Here is a 17,795-nt window from a genome sequence, read left to right as displayed (position 1 = left end):
GCCTAAGGCGTTGCAAGAAGCCGGTTTTGACCCGTCGAAGCCGAGTGCCTGGTCCGCCGAGGGGCTGCTGATGTACCTACCGGCGGCGGCGCAGGAGCTGTTGTTCGACCGCATCGACGGGCTGGCTGCGACCGGCAGCCGGGCCGGCATCGAGGCGCTGTCACCCAATTTCGCCGACCCCGCGATGGCGGAGCTCCGGCGTGAACGCATGGAGAAGGTCCGGGCGTTGATGGCGCAAGCCGACCCGCAACGCGTGGTCCCACGATTCGACGTGCTGTGGTACTTCGACGAACGCGAAGACGTCGGCGGTTGGTGGAGCCGGCACGGCTGGGAGGTGACCGTGACGCCGTCGGACGAGCTGATGACCGGTTACGGCCGCAAACCTCCGCCGGAGATCCAGGACAACATCCCGCCATATCTGTTTGTATCCGCACAGCGAAAGTCCCTGTAACAGCACACAACTAGCTATGTGCTGCCCAATTCCGCTACGTCGTTTTAGTGACCTGCCGGCTTTGTGGTGCTAGCCCGGTGCTGCACGATTGACCCCCCGGTCTTGGGCCCGCCCCCTGTCATCGGAAGTTGGGCCGAGGGCGCGGGGATTCCGATCGCGTGACCGCCCGGCCCGCCGCCGGGACCCGGTAGGCAGTCCGAACAGGGTGAGAGTGGATTTGTCGGGGCTGCGTGAACAGGCGCTGCGCCGGAGAACCCGACTCCGGCAGCGATCACGGCCACCCCGGCCAGGAGTTTGATACCCATAGCCGATTGCTCCTCTCTGGGAGCGATTCTTTACCTGATGTTTACAGGTTACGCCCGCGGCCGTAACTTTTGAATAGATTTCGCCAAAGATCTAGGCGTCGGTTCCGCGCAGCCGCACCATTCGCGTCGTCGAACTTTCGTCGAGCTCGACGACGTCAGTGCGTGACCGCAGGAAGTCGCTGAAAGACTTGAAGCCCAAGGATTTTTCGCTGAATGACGGGTCCATCCGCTTCATCTGCGACTTGACCGCCGAGTTGTGCAGCCAGTCGACGTCGTCTTTCTCGGTACCGATTCGCAGCGCGCGGGTCAGCAGAGCGGTGGCCGCCGGCTGCGGGTCGGGGCCGGGCGGCGGCTCGTCGTCATCGTCGGACTTCGCGCGGCGGGTCTTGGGTGCCGGCTCGGGTACTGGCACCCCGGGTAGCGCGTCGTAGATGACGAAGTCGTCGCAGGCCGCCGCCAGCGCCTTGCTCGACGATCCGGCGACCCCGACCCCCACCACGTAGCGGCCGAGTCGCTTGCAGCGCTGCGCCAGCGCGATGTAATCGGAGTCGCCGGCCACGATCACCACATGCGTGAGGTCGGGCAGACGGAACATGTCCTCGACCGCGTCGACGGCCAGCCGGATATCGGCCCCGTTCTTGCCGTAGGCCGCCGCGGGAAACAGCTGTACCAAATCGACTGCGCGGCCGACCAATTGCTCGCGATAGCCGGTGTTGACCTCGGCCGACCAGTCGGCGTAGGCGCGGGTGAGCACCAGGGTGCCGAACGATGACGCGAAGTCGATGATCGCGCCGACGTCCACGGTGGCTCGTTCCAGCCGATCGGCGTGCTTGTCGAGGCCCTTGGCCTTGTCCTTCTGGAACGAGTTGCGCCCGTTGACCTGGTCGTAGCGGGAGATCACGATGTTGTCGAAGTCGAGGTACACCGCGACACGGTCCGCGTCGGCATCTGTCATGAGTCCAGTCTTGACCATCGGTGGCCGGGCGAACCCGAATTGCGCATAGTGGATCTCATGATCGAATTGCTTTCGGATATGCCCAAAGGAGTGACCGGTGTTCGCGTGTCGGGCCGGCTGGGCGGCGACGAGCTCCGCGAGATCAAACCCACCATCGAGGACATGCTGAAAACCGATGAGATCAGGATCGTCGAGGTGATCGGGCCCGACTACGAAGGCTTCGGGCCCGGCGGGTTATTCGAGGATCTGAAGATGGGCCTCAGCACGGTCTGGCCCCATCATGCTTCGTTCAAGCGCATCGCGGTGGTGTCCGACAAGGCCTGGGTCGCTCATACTCTGCATGCGTTGGCGTGGTTGATTCCCGGCGAATTCAAGCTCTTCAAACTCGACGAGCTCGACAAGGCTAAAGAGTGGGCCGCCGGCTGACTAGCCAAGCCGCCGTGAGCAGTTGCCACGCGGTGATCGAATAGACGCTGCATCGCTCCAATATCCCAAGCGGCAGAGCGCTGGATGCCGGCAACTCGACGACGAACAGCGCGAAGCTGAGCAGGCCGAACGCCCCGAGTGCGACCGATACCCTGCGATGCCAACCGCTGACGATCCTCGCTCCGGCGAGGATGGCTGCGTTCCCGCCCACGATCGCCAACACCGCACCGATGACATGCAGCCCGGCGGTTCCGTTCGCGTGCGATGCGGGTCCGCTGTGGAACGTCGCGATCAGGACATTGCCGACTGCATTCGCGGCAGCAAGCGTGACAAACAGCCCGGCCTTGCGCGCCTCGACGGCGCGGACGGTGAGGATGGCGCCGAGGAGAAACAGCGTGCCCTGCAAACAGAACGCGGTGTTCATCAGCCAAGCCAGCGGCGAGTTGGTAGACGGTATCCCGAGATCGCTGATGAAGTTGTGCGTGTAGCTGTAGCGAGGCCGAAAGGCGGCTGCCGCAATGCCTTCCAGGGTCAGATACGCCAGTCCTGCCGAAAGCCAGGCAACGGCTGCGCTCACGCGCTGTCGGCTAGTCGGTTCGGTCATTGCCTCATCGACGCTAGCGGACTTACGGTTGCGATGACGCCAAGCCGCAGGAGGAACCAGTGAGCGAGCAGCAAGTCAAGATGGTCATCTTGTCGACCGACGACCTGGACGCGTCGATCCGGTTTTACAGCGAGACCCTGGGCATGTCGCTGAAGTTTCGCGACGGCGCCCACTTCGCCGCTCTCGACGGCGGGCCTGTCACCCTGGCCTTGGCCACCGCGGTCGACCATCCCATTCCCGGGCAGGTTGTGGTCGGCATCAAGACCGACGACGTCGACGCCGCAGCCAAGGTTGTCGAGGACAGTGGTGGCGGCATCGTGAAGGGTCCCTACGACGACGCCCACGAACGCCGCGCGGTGGTCTATGACAACAAGGGCAACGGGATCGTCTTCTACAAGCCGCTGGCCCGATGAACGCGATCGCCGAGAGGGCCATCGAAGCGATGGACTTTCTCGTCGCCGCGGTGGAGCAGATCCCTTCAGAGAGCTGGGATCAGCCGTCGAATCTCGACGGCTGGAGCATCCGGGATCTCGTGGTGCACACCACGGGCACCGCCACCAAGCTCCTGGCACTCGCCGGGGGCGAAACGGAGGCGACCGACGATCTGCAACAACTGGCCGCACGGCTGAAGGACGCTCTCGCGAAGAAAGATCCAGACACGTCGCTGAGCACTCCCATCGTCGGCCTGACCATTCACGGCTGGGACATCCACCGATCGCAGCATCAGCCGGTCGAGGTTCCCGACGACCTGCTCGCGTTTTGCCGTCAGGTGGTCGAGGCAGTGCCCGAAGACGAGCTACGTCGGCCTGGCACGTTCGGGCCGGCCAAACCCGCACCCGAGGATGCGACGCCGACCGCGCGATTCATGGCCTACGTGGGACGCTCGGCCTGAGAGCCCAAATGCGCACTGCTGTCGTCTAATTCGTTACGACGCAGCGCCATCGGCGTCATCGCGGGGACATCGCCGGCGGCCACCACGGTCCGGGTGATCGGCGTCAGCACCTGAAACAGTGTCTCCACCTCGTCGTCACTCAACACGTCGAGCACCGACAGCGACTGCGCGTCGGTGGTGGATTCGACGTGCTCTTTTAGCTCCTGGCCGGCCGTGGTGAGCGATCCCTCGTGGTCGAGCAGGCCCCGCCCCGCCAGCTGTTGCTCGCATTGCCGCCACTCTTCGTCGTCGTAATCGCGGGCGGCGGCCATGTAATCGCGGGGGATTGCTCCCGACGCGGAATGCAGCACGTTGCATTCCCGGCCCGTCAGCCCCGCGGCGCTCAGGACCGCGGTGTGCGTGTCGCCGCGGTGCTCGCGTAGGAGCGTCGCGGCATGCCACAGCGTGCCCAGCGGGCCGTCCGGCCACGGCAGCGCGCTGTTCGCGGCGAACAGCGGTCGCCCGCACAGCGGCGCACTTCTTGCAGCCTTACCCAGCAATTCCGCTGCGGTGGAGACGTTTTCGTCTTTCTCGAGACCGTAGCGGCGCAACACCCCGACCGCCGTGTCCAGCCGGACGCGCAATGCCTCGTCGGGACCGGCGATCCGCCACGCCGCCGGCAGCGCCTTGGCGACCCGCGTGGGGGAGAAGTTGTAGAAGATCGCCGTCACCACCTCGGGCGGCACCTGGCCCAGCGGCGCCGAGCGCGCGGCGAAATAGCCCATCCAATAGCCCTGGTAACCCAGCCCGTCCAACGCTTCGCGCACCTCCGGCGCGAAGTAGGTCACGCCGTGCACGGGCTCGAATCGGTCCAACAAGCGTCGTGCAAGCTTTGGTTCTCTATGCATGGTCGAAGTCAACCACCCACCGCAGCCGGGGCCAAGGTCGAATCAGCAACACAGAAATCATGATCTTGAAGGTTTAGGCGCTCGGCATACGTGGAACCATGTATTGAACACGTGTCCTACAGCGAACGGTCCATGGGGTACACCGGAAGGGAGCCGGCGGCCATAGCCGATATCGTCCTGATCAATCCACGATTCCAGGTGTCGTACTGGGGCCTTGAGCACGCACTTCCGCTCCTCGGCAAGAAGTGCAACCTTCCGACCGCCTGCCTGCCGCTACTCGCGGCGCTGACGCCCGCCGGCCATTCCGTGACCATCGTCGATGAGAACGTCGAGCCGATCGACTATGACCGTTTGGCGCGTGCCGACATCGTCGGGCTCACCGGGATGACCGTTCAGCGTGCCCGAATGCTCGAGATTCTGCGCGAACTGAAAACCCGCGATGTCTTCACGATCGTCGGGGGTCCGTGGGTCAGCGTGCAGGAAGATTATTTCGATGGCCTGGCTGATGCGATCTTCGTCGGCGAAGCGGAAACGACCTGGCCGCAGTTCCTCGAAGAGTGGGCCGAGGGCCGACATCGGTACCGCTACCAGCAGGCCGAGGCGACCGACATGACTCAGGTGCCGGTGCCGCGCTACGACCTGCTGAAGACCAAGGATTATTTGTTCGGCAGCGTCCAATTCAGCCGCGGCTGCCCGTTCCAATGCGAGTTTTGCGACATCATCGTCACGTTCGGTCGTCGGCCAAGACTGAAAACAAGCGCGCAGGTGATCGCCGAGCTGGAAGCGATGCGCAAGCAGCACCTGAAAATGGCCTTCATCGTCGACGACAACCTGATCGGCAACAAGGTCGCGGTGAAGGAGCTGCTGCGCGATCTCATCGCGTGGCAGACCGCCGAGGGATATCCCTTCACGTTCTTCACCGAGGCGTCGCTCAACCTCGCCGAGGACGACGAGCTGATCCAGTTGATGGACGCGGCCAACATCGTGACCGTCTTCATCGGCATCGAGAGCCCCAACGAAGACTCCCTGCGCGAGACGAAGAAGTATCAAAACGTCAAAAAAACCGAGTCGATCGTGGACCGTGTCCGCAAAGTTCAGGACTCCGGCATCGAAGTCTGGTGCGGCATGATCGTCGGCTTCGACCACGACGACACCCGGATCTTCAAGGCCCAGCACGAGTTCCTCCGTCAGACCGACATCATGCACGCCATGGTGGGCATGCTCTCGGCGATCCCGAAGACGCCGTTGCACGCCCGCTTGAAGAACGAAGGCCGCCTCGATCTCGACGACGAACAACCGTTCGGCACCAATGTCATTCCGCTCGGCATGACGCGTGAAGAGTTGCGTGACGGGTACGTCGACCTGATGCAGGAGCTGTACGATCCCGACTTCTACTTCGAGCGGCTCGAAAGTCTCTTTCTCACAAGGAAGTTCGATTGGGCTCGCGCTCGTAATGCCTACTGGCGCAAACACCCGTGGCGGAAGCTGAAGTCGCAATCCGTCGATGCCGTGCTGGCGGCCGGGCTGTTCCTTCGGCTGATGAAGAACATTCCCGACCCGCAATTGCGTCGGATCTATCGCCGTCGAATGGCCACCATGGCCCGTCGACGGCCCGACCCAAGCCTGTTGTTCATCTGCGTGATCAAGTGCGCGATGCACTACCACCACTACACAATGTCGCACCAGATGGCTGAGCAGCACCGGGCGGTGAACACGTTCTAGCGTTCTAATGTTCTGCCCGGGTGATATCACATACGCCCTCGTTTCCAAAGCGATGTGTATGCCGACTCCCTGGTGCGCAGGTGGCTGGTGTGACCTCGATAGCCGCGCAAAGACCCGACGGCGCGTGCGCTGCCACGTAAAGTTCTGCGAATGACCGGGGTGCCGCAGCCCAAGCGGATCGTCCTCTGCTTCGACGGCACCGCGAACCAGATCGGCGCCGGCAATCTCACCAACGTCGCCAAGCTCTTCGAAATGCTGGACAAGAACGATCCAGCCCAGATCGCCTACTACGACCCCGGTGTGGGAACCCTGGCGCCGAAGCAATCTTCGCTGATTGGCAAGCTGACCCTACTGTACGAGCAGGCGTTCGGTGTGGGCCTCAAAGACAATGTGGCACAGGCCTACCGGTATGTGATGCAGCACTGGCGACCCGGCGATGCGATCTACATCTTCGGCTTCAGTCGCGGCGCCTACACCGCGCGCGCATTGGCCGGCATGTTGCTGCGGCCGGGGTTGATGCGGCCCGGATCGGAGAACCTGCTGCCCTACGCGGTCGAAAAGTACGCTCTCAACCGGGATTTCACCCAGAGCGAGTTCGATGACTGGGCCGAGTTCGCCCGTGCGTTCTGCTGGCGCACCGAGAACGAGCCGCTGTTTGCCGCCATTCGTCAGAACAGCCCGAACCAGGTGTGGCACTACGCGGTGCCGGTGGCCTACCTCGGCCTGTGGGACACCGTGAAGGCGGCCGGCTTCCTCCGGCTGGGAGCTCTGCGCTGGCCCTACACCAGATCGCTGTGCAACGTCGCGCGGATCCGGCACGCCGTCTCGATCGACGAACGACGCCGTCCCTACCGCGAATACCTCGTCGAACGACACCCGCTTGGGCTGCAGGAGCGTTGGTTCGCCGGCGTGCACGCCGACATCGGCGGGACGTTCCCCGACCACCGGCTCGCCACGATCGCGCTGAAGTGGGTCACCGACGGCGTCGTCGGCGAATTGGCCATCAATGCGGAGGCCTATAAGCAGGACTGCATGGTGGCCGATGATTTCGCCGACGCACCGATCCACAACAACGGGAAGCTCTGGTACCTGGTCGGGCGTCGAAAGCGACCGATGGGTCCCGGCGCGCTGATCCATCCCAGCGTCTTGATTCGCCGTCGCGACAACCCGGGCTACCTACTGAATCTGACCGCCGAGCAAATACAACAGAGCGCCGATCCGACGGATTGGACCGACCCAGCGTTGTAAGGGAGCACCCATGGCACTGAGTTCGCTGACCGAGCTGGACAAGTACAAAGCCGCGCCGTTTCCGCCTGGCTATCCCGACACCACCCGCACGTTCTACAGCCCGGTCGACCAGGTGCACCAGGCGCTGAGGGACTTGTTGACGTCGGCCAACAAGACCATCATCGTGGCGATGTACGGCTACGACGATCCGGAGCTGAATGCGGCCCTGCAGTCGGCGTTGAACGACGAAAACATCTATGTGCAAATGAGTCTCGACTCCACCCAGGCCGCCGGCAAAGCCGAGCAGCCGCTGCTCGCCCCATGGCTCAACCACAAGATCGGCAACAGCATCGCGATCGGTCACAGCGAGAAGTCGGCGATCATGCACTTGAAGATGGTCATCATCGACGGCGTCGACGTCATCACCGGGTCGACAAACTGGTCCACCAGTGGAGAATCCAAGCAGGACAATCAGCTCACCGTCATCCGCGACCCATACATGTGCGCCGAGGCCCGGTCACGGATCGACATCATCCACGACAGCATGTTGAAGCAGATGGCACAAGCCGCCAAAGCCCAGCCGGCCGGCTAACTCGGCCGGCGAGAGGCATACGGCCAGGGCTGATTTCGTTCGGGGACAGCTTCCGCCCTGGCAAGCTTGAGTTGCGTTCGCAGATGCTGGCGCAGCTCGTGCAGATCCGGATCGGTCCACCGGTTGTCCGCCTCGATCGGATCGGTGGTGAGGTCGTAGAGCTCCCACTGGTCGTCGAGCGGGCTCATCCGATACGCCTCGCCGCCAAGCCCGTTGGCTGCCAGATGACGCACGCCCGGCTCGGTCCAGGTCGCCGGATCGTCGAAGGTGCGCACCAGCTTCCACAGGTGATCGTCAACGCGGACCACCAAGCCCTCGAAGTTCGACCCGACGTGCGCAGGCACTCGGATTCGCAGCGGCCCTGGTGGATTCGACGTCCGCCGCAACCGGCGGGCCACCGCCGAGGCGCCGCTGTCGCCCTCGAGCATGTTGTCGCGGGTCATGATGTAGACCGCACGCTCGTCGTCGGCCGGACCGCCGTCCACCACCGGCATCAGGTTCTGCCCCGGCAGCGGATGCACTTCAGAGAACGACTCCGCCAGGCTGCCGGCCGCCGCATCGACGTCGACACCCGCCGCGGCCAGCAGTGTCGGCAGCAGGTCGACATGCGACGTCGGTGCCGTCACCTCCCGCGACGATGTGGCACCGGCACCGATCCGCGCGATCACGAACGGCACCCGGGTGGCCTCGTCGTACAGGTTGAACCACTTCTGGTGCAGGCCGCCGTGCGCACCGAGCAGGTCGCCGTGATCGGAGGTGCGCACCAGCACCGCATGGTCCGAGCCGCCCTCGGTAACCGTCTTACGCACGCGGTCGATCGGCCCGTCAACCTCGGCGTGCAGTCGGTAGTACAGGTCGCGGTAGCGCTGCGCATTGCCGCGGTAGGCCTGGTCAATCACCGGCGGCGGACCGTAGCCGGAGGCGTAGGCCTCCCGGAACGCGATCTGCGCGGCGGGCTTGCTGGCCAGATCCTCGTCGGCGGTGGGCGCCACGGGCACGCGCGGCGGATCCAGCGGCGAGCCCTTGATCGGGCTGCGGCGCAGCCAGCCCGGGAACAATACGATGTCGTGCGGGTTGACGAAGCTGGCCACCAACAAGAACGGACGCAGCGCGGCGGCATCGCCGGCGCGGCGGCGGGTATAACGGTCGATCAGCCAGGTGACCACGCGGTCGGCGACCAACGGGTCGCGGCGGATGCCCGCGTTGCCCGGCAGCGCGCCGTGCGGCTCCGGCCCGACCCATCCCGAAAAGCCAAACGAGCCAAGAGGATCGGCCTCCAGATAGCGCCGCACAGCGGCGTGGTCGACGACGCCGCTGGCATCATTGGTGGCCAGCACGCTCCCATCGGCGTCGTGGATGTCGGCGTGCGAGATGTGCCATTTGCCGTCGTAGTGGGTGTCGTAGCCCACGGCGCGAAACCAGTTGCCCATGGTGGGCACCTCGCCGGGCCGCAGCCAGCGCATGCGCGAATCGTCGGGCATCTTGCCGAGGCCGTCGGTCTGGGTGACGCCGTGCAGATCGGGGTAGTGCCCGGTGAAAATCGTTGGGCGACTGGGTGCGCAGGCCAGCGAGCCGGTGTAGTGCCGGGTGAAGCTGACGCCGTGCTCGTCGAACCACTTGCGGCCGTGCAGAGTCTGGTCCCGCCAGGCGAGCACCTCGGCTGACTCGTACGGCGGGATCGCGCGTTCCTCATCGGTCATCAGGATGATGACGTCGGGCTGACTAGCCACGCGTATACTCCAATCGGTTGGCAAGACCGGCGAGCATGATGTCGGATTGTCGGACTTGAGCGCGGCACACCGCTCGCTCGGCAAGCTTGCCTATTGGGCCAGAACCGATTTCGACGGTGCTGGTCAACGTGACGACAGTGCCGCCATAGGCTACCGGCCGCAGGCTCCATCGATTGTTGAACCGGCGCACGTGCTTGGGCAAGCCCTCGACGTCGTAGGCGAGCCTGCGCGTGGTGTCGAACTCGGTAATCGTCTCCACCAAGGCGTTGCGGCCGATCTGGACTCGCCGGGTGGTGCCGAGCGGCTCGCTGCCCTGGTTGAGGATGCACGAATGGTCGATGTTGTCCGCCCACGAACTGATCGAGCCGAAGTCGGCGAGCACATCCCAGACGGACTGCGGGTCGGCCGCGATCCTCCGGCTGCGGTCAATGTCGGCCACCGCCTCACCGTACGCGGCGAAAACGGCCGATCGAGCGGACCGGACGTAAATCTGGCCGAAACTTCCGGCCTCGATGGCCAGCGGCGCTACGGTCTCTGGGAGACACGCCAACGACGCTGCGGAGGGGACATGGCGACCTACAAGACGGTGGTGGTTGGGACCGACGGCTCGGAGTCGTCACTGCGCGCGGTGGACCGGGCCGGCAAGATTGCGGCCGAGTCCAACGCGAAGCTGATCATCGCGACGGGCTACCTACCGGAAAAAGACGATTTGCGAGCGGCCGATGCCCTCGGCAAGGAGGGCTACAAGGTCTCCGGAGCCGCGCCGGTCTACGCGATGTTGCACGATGCACGCGATCGCGCACGGGCGGCGGGGGCGACCAAGATCGAGGATCATCCGGTCAAGGGCGGTCCCATTCACGCGTTGGTGGATCTCGCCGAGGAAGTAGGCGCCGATCTGCTGGTGGTCGGCAACGTCGGACTGGATACCGGAGCCGCGATCATCGGCCGGGTGTTCTCGATACCCGGAGCCGTCGCGACTCGCGCCAAGATCGACGTGCTGATCGTGCACACCAGCGGCTGACCATTTGGCTCGCAGCCGACACTCAGATCCGTTAGGTATGAGTGGGCTCATGAAGATCATTGCTTTCGAGGAGCACTACACGCTCCCGGCTATCGCGGACGCTCACCCCAACAGCCCTCGCAAGCTGTTCGACGCGAGCAGGGGCGGAAGCGGTTGGCCGCCGCCAGGCATTGAAGACCTGGGGGAGGGGCGCCTCGCCGCGATGGACGCGGCCGGCATCGACGTGCAGATCCTGTCCAACGTTCCCGGCGTCGAGGCCGTCGAGATACCGCAGGCCGTCGAACTGGCCAGGCAGGCCAACGACGCGGTGGTCGCCGCGGCCACCGAGCATCCCGACCGCTTTCTCGGCTTTGCCACCCTGCCGATGCGCGACCCCGACGCTGCCGTAGCCGAATTGGAGCGGACGGTGCGCGATCACGGCTTCGTCGGCGCGCTGATCAACGGCCACGTCGACGGCCGCTATCTCGACGACCAGTTCTTCTGGCCGGTGTTCGAATCCGCTGAAGCGCTGGACGTTCCGATCTATCTGCATCCGACGGTCCCGCCGCGGCCGGTGATCGATGCGTATTACCTGGGCTTGGCGCCGGCGGTGTCGGCCAAGTTGGCCGTCGCGGGGCTCGGCTGGCACATCGACACCGGAATCCATTGCGTCAGACTCATTCTCGGCGGCGTCTTCGACCGCTTTCCCAAGCTGCAGGTGATCGTCGGCCACCACTTCGAGGCGCTGAGTTGGATGGCGTGGCGGACGGATTACTCGTTTCCACCAGAGGAGAGCGGTCTCAAGCGGACCATCAAGGAATACCTGCGGGAGAACTTCTACGGCGGCATCCTGGCCGGCGAATTCGCCGGGATGCAACCCGGTGCGACCGATCCGAGTTGGAGCTTGTCGTTCAACGCCTACCAGGCGATGGCCAACGTGATCGGCATCGACCGGATCGTGTTCACCGCCGACTATCCGTTCGCCAGCATGGAAGCGGGCCGGAGATTCCTGGAGCAGATGCCAATCCCGCCGGCAGACAAGGAGAAGATCGCCCACTCCAACGCCGAACGTCTGCTTCGGCTCGAATGACCGGCTCGTTTCGCCGGTTTGTGTTCGACGAGAGGGCTTTCGGACTGATCGTCAGGTCATGACGATCGAAAGCGGTCGCGCGGGCACGCCGACACGCAGTTAGACCGTGTTCATCGGTAACGGCGGGGACCTCGGCTGGAGTTCGCCGTTCGTGGGACGGCTCGCGGTACGGATCGGCTGGGTGACGGTGCTGCGAGCCGGACTGGTCTCCCACTAATTGCAAGCAGCGCGACGGCGGGCGTTCGTGTCGATGTAACTGATGGTTACCTCCTGATGGCCCATCCTGGGGCCATGGGCATCGCGACGGTCGCCCCCGGTGCGATCGAGATAGCGTTTTCAGGACGATTCGGTTTTGGCATCTACCGCTGGGCCTATCTGCCATTCGACGTGCCGACGGGTGTTCAGCGCATTCGGGTTTCCACCTCTCATCAGAGCTTCTCGTTCGCCGGAGTCGCTCGAAACGTGCTGGATTTAGGCATCTTTGGCCCCGCGGGCCACGAACTGGGCAATGCCGCGGGATTCCGGGGCTGGTCGGGCGGAGCGCGCGACCACTTCGAGATCTCCAGCGGGTATGCCACCCCAGGTTATTTGGCCGGCCCGATCGAGCCGGGTCCATGGGCGGTGGCGCTCGGGCCGGTAGTTCTGAACCCGTGGGGGATGCCGTGGGAGGCACACGTCACCATGGAACGCGGACCATCCGTGAGCCGGCCGCCGGAAAGCGAAGCCGTGCAGCCGATTCCAATCCCATCGGTGACCGGCCCGCGCTGGTATCGCGGTGATCTTCACCTGCACACCGTTCACTCCGACGGCGAGCGTCGTCCCGAGGAACTCGCGTCAGTCGCACGCGCCAGCGGGCTGGACTTCATCGTCTCCACCGAACACAACACCAACTCGGCCAATCGGATATGGCCGGCCTGGCACACACCCGGTCTGCTGGTGATCCCGGGCGAGGAGGTCACCACCCGCCACGGGCACTGGCTTGCGGTCGGCCTGCCGCCGCGCGCCTGGGTCGACTGGCGGTACGGGCCAAGCGATGGGGTGTTTCCGCGCTTCGCCGCCGAAGTTCGCGATGGGGGCGGTCTGGTGGTCGCCGCACATCCGTCCGTGCCACTACCGGGGGCGGCGTGGGAATTCGGCTTCGACGACGTTGACGCGCTCGAAGTGTGGAACGGCCGGTGGAATCTCGACGATGAATTCTCGCTGCGCACCTGGCAGCGGCTACTGCGGCAGGGACGACGCATAACCGCGGTCGGTGGCAGTGATTCGCACGGCGAACACCAACAGGTCGGCTTGCCCCAGACCGTCGTGCACGCGGAGGAACTCTCGACGAGGGCCATCGTCGATGGGTTGCGCCGCGGCCGTTCGTATCTCGCGCGATCGTCCCATGTGGCACTGGAGCTGACGGCGTCCTGCCCCAGCGCTGACGGCGTCGCCGGTCCCGGCCAGACGCTACGAGTGCCTTCAGATGGGCGGGTGACGGTGACCGCGGTGCTCAGCGGTGCCGCGGGCACCGACATCGCGTTGATGACCGCTGAGGGCGCTGTGCGGCGGGCTACGGTCGGATCGGATCGTGCCCGGGTGCAGTGGGAACTGGACGCCGCCGCGGCGCGCTTCGCGCGACTGGAGATCCGCGAAGGGCAACGGCGTCCGCTCGGCGCGATGGTCGCCCTCACGAATCCCATCTGGCTGGTCTGAGCAGGGGACCCTTGATCAGGTTCGCGGTCGCACGCCGTCGTAGTCGACAAGCACGTGTCGCGGGCCGCGAAAGACCTGACTGATGCGATAGGGCGGCGGGTCCTCGACCCGCCGAGGGTTTTCCACCCGCCGAAGAAACGCCCCGAACGCGATATTGACCTCCAGTCGCGCGAGCGGTGCGCCGAAGCAGATATGAATGCCGCGTCCGAAGCCCACGTGCTCGTTTTGGACAGCGGAGGACGGTCGTAAGGCTCGTCTGGCTCGTCGCCGACGATGGTGAGTCGTCCGCGAAAACCTTCCTCATGCAGCGCTTCGGCGGCGCGAAGCCCGGTCAGCGACGCACCGACGATGACGATGCGGCCGGTGTCTTTGGATGCGTTCCCGTTCATGGGCGCCGGCTAGTCGCTGTCGAACGGTTCCACGACGATCGCCTGCACCGGGCATGCCGCCGCGGCCCGCAATACCCGCAGCCGATGCCCGTCGTCCGGGTTGGGGTCGTAGCGCCAGCGGCACACAATAGGGCGTAACCAAGGCAGCGGTTCAAGCCGACGACGATTCGTATTCGTGGCCCGATCCCCGTGGCTGAAGATCCAATGTCTCGAAGCCTACATCCAGTGGTAGCGACAATCCGGCGAATATGAAAGCCGCTGACGGGGAGACGGATTCGCGGATTCGGGTGCATGCTGGTGACCATGACGCGCAACGAGATCACCGAGCAGATTGTCATCGCCCGCCTGGCCAAGGGCCTGAGCTGGCAGGAGTTGGCCGACGCCATCGACCGACCGGTCGTGTGGACCACGTCGGCGCTACTGGGCCAGCACCCGATTGCGGCCGAACTCGGCAAGGTGCTGGTCGAGATGCTGGGCCTCGACCAGTCGGCGATCCCGCTGCTGGCCGCCGTGCCCACCCGCGCCGCGCTGCCCACCGCGGTGCCCACCGACCCGACCATTTACCGCTTCTACGAGGCCCTGCAGGTTTACGGGCCCGCGCTCAAGGAGCTCATCCACGAGCAGTTCGGCGACGGCATCATGAGTGCGATCAACTTCAGCGTCGACCTGCAGAAGAAACCGCACCCGTCCGGCGATCGCGTAGTGGTGACCTTCGACGGAAAATTCCTTGCTTACGACTGGGTTTCGGCGAGCCCGTAAATATATCGTCAATAAACGCGCGCAGCAGGCCGCGCACGCTTAGCTTTTGCTAGATGCGTGGTCCATACTTCGAGGCCGATTGGCGACGGGAGCAGCTTCGGACCAACCTGTGGCTCGTTCCTGTGCTGCAGACGATTGGGATAGTCGGGCTGTTCGGCATCACCTACACGGTCGACCGCTCGGCTTACGACGGATGGATCCAGTTTCCGTCGTGGGTGCTTCAGGGCAGCGCCGATTCGGCTCGAGTCGTGTTGGCCACGGTCGCGGCGGCGATCATCACCGTCGTCGGCATCGTCTTTTCAATCACCATCGTGGCGCTGACGCTGGCCTCAACGCAGTTCGGGCCGCGGATGCTGCGCAACTTCGTGCGCGATACGGGAACTCAAGTTTCGTTGGGAACATTCGTCGCGTCATTTTGCTACGCGATGATCGCTCTGGTTTCAGTGGGCGGCGGCCCGCACGGTGATTTCGTTCCGCATTTGTCGATCACGGTGACGTTCATGCTGACGTTGGCTGATGTCGCTGTACTGATCTTCTTCCTCAATCACATCGCTTCGATGATCCAGCTTCCGGTGGTTATTGCGCGCATTGCGGCAACATTGGACAAAGAGATCACGGCCCTGGATCGCACTGGCGAGTTCGGGGTCGGCACGGCGCGTGGCCCGTCGCACGAGGAACTGTGCACCCGGTTGGCCGAGTCTGGTGCCCCGATCCGCACACCGCGCAGCGGCTATCTCCAGGTCGTGCGCCATGACTCGCTGCTGAAGATCGCTACCCAGCATGATGCCGTCATTCAGTTACCGTTTCGTCCTGGGCATTTCGTGGTCGCAGGTCAGGTAATCGCCCGGGTGTGGCCGCCCGAGGCCGCCGACTCTGTCGCAGTGAGGCTCGCGCTTGGCCACATCACGGGCGCCTATCGCACACTCCCACAGGATATTTCGTTCGGCTTCGATCAACTGGTCGAGATCGGTTTGCGCGCACTATCGCCGGCAGTCAACGACACGTTCACCGGGATGACCTGCGTCGACTGGATTGCCGATGGCTTATGCCGAATTGCCACTTCGTGGCGCCCACAGCGGATCCGGCGCGACGCTGAGGGCAACATTCGCGTCATCGCCTACCAGCCCGATTTCGAGCGACTGGTGGAGCGCACCTTCGATACCATCCGCCAGGCCGCAGTTGGCATGCCCGCCATCATGATCCGGCAACTCGAAGCGCTCGCTAAGATCATGGAACAAACTCCTAACCGGGCACTCCAGACCCCGTTGATCCGGCAGGCCGAGGCGATCCAGCAGTCCAGCCTGGCGACGGTCGCCGACCCGTCAGACCGCGACGACGTCACAGAGCGATACGAGGCGGTCTTGGCACTGGTCCACCCGACCGTGACGCCGTCGACAGTGGAGCCGAAGGGGCTTCGTCTGGCCTAACGGCTACAGTGCGCAGAGTGACTTCCGAACTCAAGGCGGACCTCGTCCTCTCGGGCGGCGGCGTCAAGGGCATCGGCCTGTCCGGTGCCGCGGTCGCGCTGTTGGAAGCCGGATATGCGATCCAACGGGTGTCCGGCACGTCAGCCGGCTCGGTGGTGGGCGCAATCCTGGCCGCCGGCGCCGACGAACTGACCCCCGATCAGGTCGAGCAACTCACCATGACGTTGCCCTACAAGAAATTCCTCGACCCGACGCACATCACCGGCATCCCGCTACTCGGCCCGGCGTGGGGGGTAGTGAGCGAAACCGGCATCTACAAAGGCGATTTCGCTCACGACTGGATTCGCACCGAGCTGGCCAACCTCGGTGTGCGGACGTTCGGCGACCTGGCCATCGACGCTCCGAACCTGCCGCCGGAGCAGCGCTACCGGCTGGTCGTCACGGTGTCCGACGTGACCACCGGGCAGCTGGTGCGGCTGCCATGGGACTACCACCGGCTGTACGGCCTGGACCCCGACGAACAACAGGTAGCCGACGCGGTGCGCGCCTCGATGTCGATTCCGTTCTTCTTCCGGGCCGCTAAGTTGACCAGCGCAGCCGGCCTGACGTCGACGCTGGTCGACGGCGGCATGCTGTCGAACTTCCCGATCGACTCGTTCGACCGGCGGGACGGCAAACCGCCACGCTGGCCGACCTTCGGCGTCACGCTGCTGCCCAACCTTCCGCAGGGCAACGACAAGGTGATTCCGGCTCTGGCGCCGGTCAATTGGCTCTTCGGCGGCCCGCCGCTGATCGAAGCGCTGATCACCACGATGATCGTCGGGCGCGACCAGGCCTACCTGAATCAACCATGGGTCGACTCACGGGCGATCCGGGTCGACTCGTCAAAAGTCGGATTTCTGGACTTCAAGATCGGCACCAAGCAGATGCAAGAGCTCTACCAGAACGGCCACGATGCGGCCGAAACGTTCCTGAAGTCCTGGAACTGGAACGAGTACCTCGAGCGTTTCCGGCGGCCCCCAACCTAAGGCCTCAGAACCTAGACCTCGAATTCGGCTGCCATATTGTCGATTCCGGAGCGAATCGCGGTCAGCGCCTCGGCCCGGGTCCGCAGCTTGGTGCCGACATGGGCGTGCTGCTTGAGCGTCGCGAAATCGCGTGCGGCTTCCTCGGCGCGGCTGAGCACCATATCTGGCATGACAATTTCGTCCAGCCACCCGGCGGCCACCGCGGTCTCACCGAAGAACGTCTTCGCCAGTCCGGCGGCCTGCTGGTAGGCCGACGGGGTGAGTCGCAGCTTCATCACTTCCAGAGCCGAGTACGGAATCGTCATACCGATCGCGACCTCGTTGGCCTGAATGTTGAAGCCGGGAGCCGCAATTCGGTGATCGCCGCTGGCCAGCAGGAAAGCGCCCATCGCAATGGCGTGGCCGGTGCAGGCCATCACCACCGGCTTGGGGTAGGACAGCAATCGATGGGAAAGCTCGAAGCCGCCCTTGAGCATGTCGATTGCCGGCTGGATCTCACCCGACGTCAGGACCTTCAGGTCGAACCCGCCGCTGAAAACCCGGTGGTTTCCGGCGATCACGACGGCGCCGACATCGTCGCGGTCGGCGTGGTCGAGCGCGTCGTTGAGGGCCTGCT

The 17,795-nt window shown here is 64.5% G+C and carries 20 protein-coding genes and 2 pseudogenes; 13 read left to right on the top strand and 9 right to left on the bottom strand.

What is annotated here, in order from left to right; all coding sequences use genetic code 11:
- Window positions 1–451: class I SAM-dependent methyltransferase (locus WAN02_RS32870; RefSeq protein ID WP_422269540.1), on the top strand; the 451-nt coding region annotated here is incomplete at its 5' end.
- Window positions 452–847: 396 nt separating this feature from the next.
- On the opposite strand, the gene WAN02_RS32865 is transcribed toward WAN02_RS32870, so the two are convergent.
- Window positions 848–1,711: an NYN domain-containing protein gene (locus tag WAN02_RS32865; RefSeq protein WP_422269539.1), complete on the bottom strand. Its 864-nt coding sequence runs from the start codon at window positions 1,709–1,711 to the stop codon at window positions 848–850.
- A 57-nt stretch (window positions 1,712–1,768) separates the two neighbouring features.
- Between WAN02_RS32865 and WAN02_RS32860 the strand changes: the two genes are divergently transcribed.
- Window positions 1,769–2,137: an STAS/SEC14 domain-containing protein gene (locus WAN02_RS32860; protein ID WP_422269538.1), complete on the top strand. Its 369-nt coding sequence runs from the start codon at window positions 1,769–1,771 to the stop codon at window positions 2,135–2,137.
- On the opposite strand, the gene WAN02_RS32855 is transcribed toward WAN02_RS32860, so the two are convergent.
- Complete coding sequence (locus tag WAN02_RS32855) at window positions 2,115–2,714, bottom strand: DUF998 domain-containing protein (protein ID WP_422269537.1); 600 nt, start codon at window positions 2,712–2,714, stop codon at window positions 2,115–2,117. The genes WAN02_RS32860 and WAN02_RS32855 overlap by 23 nt on opposite strands.
- A gap of 86 nt (window positions 2,715–2,800) precedes the next feature.
- On the opposite strand from WAN02_RS32855, the gene WAN02_RS32850 reads away from it, so the two are divergent.
- Entirely contained in the window at window positions 2,801–3,154 is a 354-nt protein-coding gene (locus WAN02_RS32850) for a VOC family protein (protein ID WP_422269536.1), read from the top strand.
- Window positions 3,151–3,633, top strand: coding sequence for a maleylpyruvate isomerase N-terminal domain-containing protein (locus WAN02_RS32845; RefSeq protein WP_422269535.1), 483 nt, complete (start codon window positions 3,151–3,153; stop codon window positions 3,631–3,633). The genes WAN02_RS32850 and WAN02_RS32845 overlap by 4 nt, the downstream gene beginning before the upstream one ends.
- Here WAN02_RS32845 and WAN02_RS32840 read toward each other — a convergent pair.
- The gene (locus WAN02_RS32840) at window positions 3,612–4,520 is read right to left on the bottom strand and encodes an SCO6745 family protein (protein ID WP_422269534.1); all 909 of its coding nucleotides are present in this window, start codon (window positions 4,518–4,520) and stop codon (window positions 3,612–3,614) included. The two genes, WAN02_RS32845 and WAN02_RS32840, sit on opposite strands and share 22 nt — an antisense overlap.
- 111 nt (window positions 4,521–4,631) lie before the next feature.
- Here WAN02_RS32840 and WAN02_RS32835 point away from each other — a divergent pair, with 111 nt between their 5' ends.
- The 3 genes from WAN02_RS32835 (at window position 4,632) to WAN02_RS32825 (ending at window position 8,061) form a co-directional block, all read left to right on the top strand.
- Window positions 4,632–6,242 (top strand): DUF4070 domain-containing protein, encoded by a 1,611-nt coding sequence (locus tag WAN02_RS32835; RefSeq protein ID WP_422269533.1) that lies wholly within the window; start codon window positions 4,632–4,634, stop codon window positions 6,240–6,242.
- Window positions 6,243–6,392: 150 nt separating this feature from the next.
- Window positions 6,393–7,490 carry a DUF2235 domain-containing protein gene (locus WAN02_RS32830; RefSeq protein WP_422269532.1) on the top strand — a complete coding sequence of 366 codons (1,098 nt, stop codon included), beginning with the start codon at window positions 6,393–6,395 and terminating at the stop codon, window positions 7,488–7,490.
- Window positions 7,491–7,500: 10 nt separating this feature from the next.
- Window positions 7,501–8,061, top strand: a complete 561-nt coding sequence (locus tag WAN02_RS32825; protein ID WP_422269531.1) for a phospholipase D-like domain-containing protein — start codon at window positions 7,501–7,503, stop codon at window positions 8,059–8,061.
- On the opposite strand, the gene WAN02_RS32820 is transcribed toward WAN02_RS32825, so the two are convergent.
- Entirely contained in the window at window positions 8,058–9,791 is a 1,734-nt protein-coding gene (locus tag WAN02_RS32820; protein WP_422269530.1) for a sulfatase-like hydrolase/transferase, read from the bottom strand. The two genes, WAN02_RS32825 and WAN02_RS32820, sit on opposite strands and share 4 nt — an antisense overlap.
- On the bottom strand, window positions 9,784–10,230 hold the full coding sequence (locus tag WAN02_RS32815) for an SRPBCC family protein (RefSeq protein WP_422269529.1): 447 nt from the start codon (window positions 10,228–10,230) through the stop codon (window positions 9,784–9,786). Before WAN02_RS32815 ends, WAN02_RS32820 begins: the two co-directional genes overlap by 8 nt.
- Before the next feature lie 129 nt (window positions 10,231–10,359).
- Here WAN02_RS32815 and WAN02_RS32810 point away from each other — a divergent pair, with 129 nt between their 5' ends.
- The 3 genes from WAN02_RS32810 to WAN02_RS32800 all read left to right on the top strand — a co-directional run bounded on the left by WAN02_RS32810 (window position 10,360) and on the right by WAN02_RS32800 (window position 13,576).
- Window positions 10,360–10,812 carry a universal stress protein gene (locus WAN02_RS32810; protein WP_422269528.1) on the top strand — a complete coding sequence of 151 codons (453 nt, stop codon included), beginning with the start codon at window positions 10,360–10,362 and terminating at the stop codon, window positions 10,810–10,812.
- 49 nt (window positions 10,813–10,861) lie between these two features.
- A complete protein-coding gene (locus WAN02_RS32805; protein ID WP_422269527.1) occupies window positions 10,862–11,881 on the top strand; it encodes an amidohydrolase family protein in 1,020 nt (339 codons plus the stop codon).
- Window positions 11,882–12,172: 291 nt separating this feature from the next.
- Window positions 12,173–13,576: a CehA/McbA family metallohydrolase gene (locus tag WAN02_RS32800; protein ID WP_422269526.1), complete on the top strand. Its 1,404-nt coding sequence runs from the start codon at window positions 12,173–12,175 to the stop codon at window positions 13,574–13,576.
- A 15-nt stretch (window positions 13,577–13,591) separates the two neighbouring features.
- Here WAN02_RS32800 and WAN02_RS32795 read toward each other — a convergent pair.
- The 3 genes and pseudogenes from WAN02_RS32795 to WAN02_RS32785 form a co-directional block, all read right to left on the bottom strand.
- Window positions 13,592–13,801: pseudogene (locus WAN02_RS32795) on the bottom strand (cytochrome P450); the annotation flags it as partial.
- Window positions 13,801–13,965, bottom strand: a pseudogene (locus tag WAN02_RS32790) (NAD(P)/FAD-dependent oxidoreductase); the annotation flags it as partial. The pseudogenes WAN02_RS32795 and WAN02_RS32790, both read right to left, overlap by 1 nt.
- Before the next feature lie 9 nt (window positions 13,966–13,974).
- Entirely contained in the window at window positions 13,975–14,091 is a 117-nt protein-coding gene (locus WAN02_RS32785; protein WP_422269525.1) for a ferredoxin, read from the bottom strand.
- 165 nt (window positions 14,092–14,256) lie between these two features.
- On the opposite strand from WAN02_RS32785, the gene cynS reads away from it, so the two are divergent.
- Genes cynS through WAN02_RS32770 form a run of 3 tightly spaced genes read left to right on the top strand, consistent with a single transcriptional unit; the run spans window position 14,257 to window position 17,179 of the window.
- On the top strand, window positions 14,257–14,724 hold the full coding sequence (gene cynS, locus WAN02_RS32780) for a cyanase (RefSeq protein ID WP_422269524.1): 468 nt from the start codon (window positions 14,257–14,259) through the stop codon (window positions 14,722–14,724).
- Between the two features lie 53 nt (window positions 14,725–14,777).
- Window positions 14,778–16,151, top strand: coding sequence for a DUF2254 domain-containing protein (locus WAN02_RS32775; RefSeq protein ID WP_422269523.1), 1,374 nt, complete (start codon window positions 14,778–14,780; stop codon window positions 16,149–16,151).
- 17 nt (window positions 16,152–16,168) lie between these two features.
- The gene (locus WAN02_RS32770; protein ID WP_422269522.1) at window positions 16,169–17,179 is read left to right on the top strand and encodes a patatin-like phospholipase family protein; all 1,011 of its coding nucleotides are present in this window, start codon (window positions 16,169–16,171) and stop codon (window positions 17,177–17,179) included.
- Window positions 17,180–17,190: 11 nt separating this feature from the next.
- On the opposite strand, the gene WAN02_RS32765 is transcribed toward WAN02_RS32770, so the two are convergent.
- Window positions 17,191–17,795 (bottom strand): crotonase/enoyl-CoA hydratase family protein (locus WAN02_RS32765; RefSeq protein WP_422269521.1); only part of this gene is annotated, 605 nt, incomplete at its 5' end.

The sequence above is a fragment of the Mycobacterium sp. genome, from assembly GCF_049281135.1.
GTDB lineage: Bacteria > Actinomycetota > Actinomycetes > Mycobacteriales > Mycobacteriaceae > Mycobacterium.
Note: the sequence above shows the minus strand (reverse complement) of the source record. Positions and strands in the feature narration are given on the sequence as shown.

Coding starts and splice junctions, on each gene's coding strand:
- WAN02_RS32775 (WP_422269523.1), top strand. CDS start 14,778: ATGCGTGGTCCATACTTCGAGGCCGATTGGCGACGGGAGCAGCTTCGG.
- WAN02_RS32845 (WP_422269535.1), top strand. CDS start 3,151: ATGAACGCGATCGCCGAGAGGGCCATCGAAGCGATGGACTTTCTCGTC.
- WAN02_RS32810 (WP_422269528.1), top strand. CDS start 10,360: ATGGCGACCTACAAGACGGTGGTGGTTGGGACCGACGGCTCGGAGTCG.
- WAN02_RS32805 (WP_422269527.1), top strand. CDS start 10,862: ATGAAGATCATTGCTTTCGAGGAGCACTACACGCTCCCGGCTATCGCG.
- WAN02_RS32860 (WP_422269538.1), top strand. CDS start 1,769: ATGATCGAATTGCTTTCGGATATGCCCAAAGGAGTGACCGGTGTTCGC.
- WAN02_RS32830 (WP_422269532.1), top strand. CDS start 6,393: ATGACCGGGGTGCCGCAGCCCAAGCGGATCGTCCTCTGCTTCGACGGC.
- WAN02_RS32865 (WP_422269539.1), bottom strand. CDS start 1,711: ATGACAGATGCCGACGCGGACCGTGTCGCGGTGTACCTCGACTTCGAC.
- WAN02_RS32800 (WP_422269526.1), top strand. CDS start 12,173: ATGGGCATCGCGACGGTCGCCCCCGGTGCGATCGAGATAGCGTTTTCA.
- cynS (WP_422269524.1), top strand. CDS start 14,257: ATGCTGGTGACCATGACGCGCAACGAGATCACCGAGCAGATTGTCATC.
- WAN02_RS32825 (WP_422269531.1), top strand. CDS start 7,501: ATGGCACTGAGTTCGCTGACCGAGCTGGACAAGTACAAAGCCGCGCCG.
- WAN02_RS32840 (WP_422269534.1), bottom strand. CDS start 4,520: ATGCATAGAGAACCAAAGCTTGCACGACGCTTGTTGGACCGATTCGAG.